This is a genomic window from Adhaeribacter rhizoryzae (assembly GCF_008629685.1).
GTDB classification, from domain to species: Bacteria; Bacteroidota; Bacteroidia; order Cytophagales; family Hymenobacteraceae; genus Adhaeribacter; species Adhaeribacter rhizoryzae.
In genome coordinates this window covers 154,368-160,695 of record NZ_VWSF01000003.1, presented here as the reverse complement: position 1 = coordinate 160,695, position 6,328 = coordinate 154,368, and the positions used below count along the sequence as shown (strand labels likewise).

Annotated in this window: 2 protein-coding genes and 1 pseudogene; all 3 read left to right on the top strand. The window is 41.3% G+C overall.

The features are described 5' to 3' along the window. Positions 1-817 (top strand): annotated as a pseudogene (locus tag F0145_RS05710) (T9SS type A sorting domain-containing protein); the annotation flags it as partial. Positions 818-1,176: 359 nt separating this feature from the next. Beyond that, positions 1,177-2,982 carry a T9SS type A sorting domain-containing protein gene (locus F0145_RS05705; protein WP_150087355.1) on the top strand — a complete coding sequence of 602 codons (1,806 nt, stop codon included), beginning with the start codon at positions 1,177-1,179 and terminating at the stop codon, positions 2,980-2,982. 886 nt (positions 2,983-3,868) lie between these two features. Next, on the top strand, positions 3,869-6,328 hold a 2,460-nt coding region (locus F0145_RS05700; protein WP_394349571.1), incomplete at its 3' end, for a hypothetical protein.

Below are 6,328 nucleotides of genomic sequence, written 5' to 3'. Positions count from 1 at the left end.
AGTAACGGCGGGCAGTACTTTACCAGCCAATACAACACTTACTTATTGGACGAATGCGGCTGCGACTACAGCATTGGTGAATCCGGCTGCGGTAAGTGTTAGTGGTACCTATTACATTAAAGCCACCACCAACAGTACTCCGGCTTGTACCGACATTGAACCTGTTACGGTTACAGTTAATCCATTTGCAGAACAGCCATTTGCTGAATACATACCACCAGCTTGTGACCAAAACACATTTAGTATTGTGGTTGGCAGCGCTCTTAAACCAATATTAGCTGGCGGTAAATATATTGTATTAGATAAAAATGGAGCTTCAATTCCAGGTATTAGTCCTGCAACAACTGCTCTGAATCCTTATTTGGCTACTGCTGCCGATGTGAGCGCTAACAGAATTACCTTTTCTAACATACCAGCGGGTTCAGGCTTTCAGGTTCACCTAATTAATAGTTCTGGCTGTCCTTCTTCGGCATTTACTTGCCCTAATACAGCAACCGCCACTACAATCAGAGCTATTCAATCGGCCAAAGCACCCGAAAGCAGTGAAGAAGTAAAGAAAACTGAAATGGCCGCCTATCCGATTCCTTTCTCCGATAGAACAACCTTAGAATTTAAATCGGTGAATGATGAAGATTATGTAATTAACCTCTACGACTTAAAAGGAACCATGATTAAGCAACTTAAATCTGGTAAGGCCAAAGCTGGGGAAATAACCCGTGTTGAGGTGGATGGCAGAGGAATGGCTGAAAGCATGTATCTGGCTCGTAAGGTTAGTAAAACGGGCGTGAGTACAGTAAAACTACTTAAGAAAAAATAAGTGAAAATTTTTAGGAGGAGTATCGCCAACAGCCTACTGTTGAGCGATACTCCTTCTAAAAATTTAGTTTTTTAAGCATATTAATTCTCAGAAGTATGAATTTCTTTTTAAATTATTATTTGTTGGTTTATTAATTTTTTTAGCATTTATAGTAAATATTAGACCCCATTAAAAATTTGGAGTACTCGTGTATATTAAGCTATTGCATACGTAATTAACATTAGTAATTCCTGACAAATAATTTACTAGAGTATCTGCCTTTTTGTTTTCTCCTCTGTTCCTCGCGCGTGCGCTCATACGCAAGTATCAAATAATTTAGACTCCTTTCTAACTGTTTATAAACCTTTTACAATTAGGTTTTGCAGGTAGCAATTTTCTCAATTGAATTAAATTTTAATGTTCACTTTCTAAAAAGAAAGATCATGAAAAAGATTATTAATTTTATTAGAATTGCTCAACCAAAAGAAATCCGGGGTAGCCATCCATTACAGCGGTCCTTCTGGTTGTTGGTGATGTTAGTGTTGCTAGCGCATGTTACCGTACAAGGACAGCACCCGTATGGCTTTTTAGATGGCAACGTGTTGAACAATGATGGCAAACTGGACTGGCAGAATGTTTTCACTGGCACAGGGTTGCCGGCCAACAGCATCTCCACCGGCTTGGTTCGGGATGATGCAACCGGAGAGCTCATTTATACCGGGGGTAATACTAAAGACCACATAGATATACCCAGTTGGCAGTATAAATCAGGCGAATCCAGTCCGAAAACCAATATTCTGGAGGCCGGGGCGATTGCGATTGGGGGAAGAATTTATTTCTTTGGCAACCGGTTTGCGGCCGAAGGCTCTACCAACATTGGTTTCTGGTTTTTACAGGGCCAAGTAGCGCCAGTTGCGGGCAAATTTACTGGTCAGCATGTAGTGGGTGATATATTAGTCGTAGCCGAAATCGCGAATGGTGGTGCGGTGGGCAACATTGCGGCCTACAAATGGGTGGGCCCAAACCAAGGCGATGTTCCTAGTAGCGGCAAAACGCTGCAAACACTTGCAACGGTAGCCAATACTAACTTAGCGGCCGTGGTTAATGCGAATGACGAAACTACTCCCTGGCCCCACCAATCAAAAGGGGTGGCTGCTAATATAATGCCGGCTATCACCTTTTTTGAGGGCTTTGTAGACTTGGGTGGACTTGGCCAGACAAATGCTTGTTTTTCATCATTTATCGTAGAAACACGGGCTTCTTTTTCGGTTACTTCTGTACTTGAGGATTTTACTGCTAACGAATTTAACGTAAGACCACGGGTAACTGTAACGCCTTCCAGTGCCTGCGGCAGTGCCTCCTTAACCGCCACCGTACAAGGCGGTCTCGGTCCATTTACTTACGTATGGTCCGGCCCTGGCATTGTTTCGGGACAAGGAACGCCAACTATTATAGTCAATGCCACTGGTACTTATTCTGTTGTGGTATCCGGTCAGAGTGTTGGAGGCGGTACCTGCTCAAACTCTGGCTCAAGTCCAGCTGTTTTTAATCCTACTCCTGGTAAGCCACAAGTGAATTACATTCCTCCGGCATGTGATAGAAATACCTTTAGTATTGAAGTAGTACCTATTGGAACCAGTCCGATTGTAGCAGGTAACAAATATGTGGTTTTAGATAAGAATGGTGCTTCAATTGGGGGTATTAGTCCTGCAACAACTGCACTAAATCCCTATACTGCCACTGCTGCCGATGTGAGTGCGGCCAAAATTACTTTTTCCAATATTCCAGCGGGTTCAGGCTTTCAGGTTCACGTTGTTAACAGTTTTGGTTGTCCTTCTTCACCATTTACTTGCCCTGTAGCAACCGCCACTTCAATTAGAGCAGTTCAATCGGTTAAAGCACCCGAAAACAGTGAAGCAATAAATAAAACTGAAATGGCGGCTTACCCCATTCCATTTACAAATGAAACTACAATTGAATTTAAATCGATAAATGGTGAAGATTACGTAATTAACCTTTATGATCTAAGTGGTAATCTGATTAAACAGCTTAAATCTGGTAAAGCTAAAGCTGGAGAAATTACCCAAGTTAGGGTTGACGGCAAAGGCATGGCTGAAAGCATATACTTAGTTCGGAAAGTAAGTAAATCTGGAGTAAGTACAGTTAAGCTTTTAAAGAGTAGGTAAATAAAACAATAAAAGATTAAGTAGTAATTAGATTTAAAAGGTAGCCCGAGACAAATCTTGTCTTCGGCTACCTTTATTGCTTTAGTTAGAGGTGAAAAAATATGCCCTTGACTCATTATAATTCTAAGTTTGGTAGTAGAGGCATAGAGATATATGTAAAAATAAACTTTGAAGAGTTTAAGTTTTTTAACAAAAGATACAAAGAACTTAAAAACAAGAACTAAAAAGCTTAATTTATAATAAACTTGATAAGTTAATAGTTAAAAAGTTAAAAATAATATTAAATAAATTCAGATGGTGTAATATTAAATTGAATTTTTTTTATAGTTTATGAAACTTAATTAATAAAATTGAGTAAAATTTACTTGCTATTTGTGTTTAAATACCTTATCTTTAAATATAAGCTGATTTTCTGATTATTCTGAACTTTCAATTGTAAAAGTGCCTTTTTGGTCTTTTGATTTATGTAATGCAATGATTAAACTACTTTAGATTAAATGCATTAAAAAATAAGTTTACTGTCGACCTTAATTAATTTGCCTACCAACTAGATTATTTAAAAACGTTTATTTGCGCACCACCGTGGCCTTTTGTCGAGGCATCAGGTTGGGTAAGATTATTTGCTCGTAATAAGCATTCTCCCACAATGTGGGTATTATTATCGTGTTATAATAGCTAATCTTATCCCTTTGCTGCTTTAGACTAAAGGAGTTTTTTAATCTCACTCCTTAACCAACAAAATTCTTCAAGCAATAATTAACTCTTATGAAGTATTTGCTGTGCAGTTCTAAACCAAGGTATGATCCTGATTGAACAGGATAAAACACTTCCCTTAAACATTAAAAGTAGATAATAATAATTAAATCTTTTTAACACAAACAGAATTATGGACAAGTTCTACAAATTTACGAGCAGGGCGGGGTACGTCTTGCCGCAAAAGGCGTACTTGCTATGGCGGTATGTCATGGGGTTAGCCACCATTTTATTAATTTCAGCGAATGCTTCCGCTCAAATTATTATTGACGGTAATCCTTCTGACTGGGCCGCTATATATACTAATGATGCCGTAGTCGTAAAAACCTTTGTACGAGATGCCAACAATACCAACGACGATCAATTTACCGGTGGCTCTCAGGACCCGGATTTAATCTCTAAATGGAGCTGGGTTTTAGGTAATACCAATGATAAAGGCGATATTTCTAATGCTGGTGCGGCATTAATTGGTTGTAATCTATACTTTTTTGGCGATAGAACTGCTATAAATGGCGATGCCCAAATTGGTTTTTGGTTTTTTAAAGGCCAGGTTTCTCCAACCGGTTCCGGAACTTCCAACAGTTCTTTTTCAGGGCAACACCAGGTTGGCGATTTATTAATTTTATCAAATTTTACCAATGGGGGTGGAATATCATCCATTAGGGTTTATGAGTGGGTTGGTTCGGGAGGCTCCGATGGTTCGTTAAATCTTTTAACTACAGCTACCAGTAGTGGGGCAGTAAATAGCACCAGTTATCCCGTACCTAATGTAACCTATGATGGTGATACTTGGTCTTATGCGGCCAAAGATGGTCCGGCAGGTATTTATCCTACCGGATCTTTTTTTGAGGGTACCGTTAACTTATGTACTTTATACGGCCAGCAAAGCGCGCCATGCTTCTCTAGTTTTCTGTTGGAAACTAGAAATTCCCAATCCACCACTGCCTCGTTGCAAGATTTTGCTGCCGGTGGCTTTGATGTAACACCAATTAAATACGCAATAACCGGTAGCTCTTTCTGCAGTACTACTGCTACAACAGGTTCTATTACTTTGGCCGACTCCCAATTAGGAGTTAGTTATCAATTACTCGATGCTACTGACCAAGCAGTTCAGGCTTCTAAACCTGGAACCGGTGGACAACTTGTTTGGACAAACGTAGCTCCGGGTACAGGTTATAGAATAGTGGCTACCAGAGCTGGGTTTAATTGCCCAACTTTTACAGACCGAGTTAATGTTACATTATTCCCTGCGGTAGTAGTAGAGGCTGGCGGACCTGACAATCGTTGCCAATCAACAAGCGCTCAGGTAATAGCATTAACTGGAGCCAGTGTAACAGGTGGTGCTACTACCGGTACCTGGTCTATCGTTTCTTCTAACCCGGCTGGAGCAAATACTTTAACAAATACAACATTAGCTGCCGGTAGCTTAACCGTAGCGGCCAATTACACTGGTACCATTACTTTGCAATTAGCCAGTCCTGACCCCGAAGGTCCTTGCCCAGCGGTAACTGATACCAGAATTATTAATATCAGCCCAGCTGCTACCGTGGAAGCCGGTGCACCTTTAAGTGCTTGTCAATCAACAACTGCACAAACAGTTGCTTTAACCGGCGCCAACGCAACTGGTGGTACCGCAACTTGGGCCATAGTTTCTGTTAATCCGGCTAATGCGGGCGTTACTTTAGCTAATGCTACTTTGGCCGCTGGTAGTGTAAATATACCAGCAAATTATACCGGTACCATTACCGTTAGGTTAACTGTAGCTGACCCGGATGGGGAAGGTCCTTGCCAAGCCGTAAGTGATGAACGCACAATCATTATCAATCCAAGAGCAATCGTGGAAGCTGGTGGACCTGACAACAGATGCCAATCAACCACTGCTCAGGTGATAGCATTAACTGGAGCCAGTATAACAGGTGGAGCCTCCTCTGGTACTTGGTCTTTAATATCATCTGTGCCAGCTGGAGCTAATACATTAACTAATAATACATTGTCAAGTGGTAGTGTAACCGTAGCTGCTAACTATATTGGTACTATTACACTAAGATTGACCAGTGCTGACCCGGATGGTGCAGGCCCTTGCCCAGCAGTAACCGATGATAGAATAATTAATATCAGCCCGGCTGCTACAGTGGAAGCTGGCGGACCCTTAACCGCTTGTCAATCTACAACCGCGCAAGTAGTTTCTTTAACCGGAGCTAGCGCAACTGGTGGAGCAGGTGTCTGGACTATAGTTTCTTCTGTTCCGGCTGGTGCTAATACCATAGGCAATAATACTGCTGCAAGTGGCACTCTTAACGTAGCTGCAAACTACACTGGTGTAATTACCTTGAGATTAACCGTCGCTGACCCAGATGGTGCAGGCCCTTGCCAGGCAGTAGAAGATGAAAGAACTGTTACTATTTATCCAAGAGTAATAATAGAGGCTGGCGGACCTGACAATCGTTGCCAATCAACAAGCGCTCAGGTAATAGCATTAACTGGAGCCAGTGTAACAGGTGGTGCTACTACCGGTACCTGGTCTATCGTTTCTTCTAACCCGGCTGGAGCAAATACTTTAACAAATACAACATTAGCTGCCGGTAGCTTAACT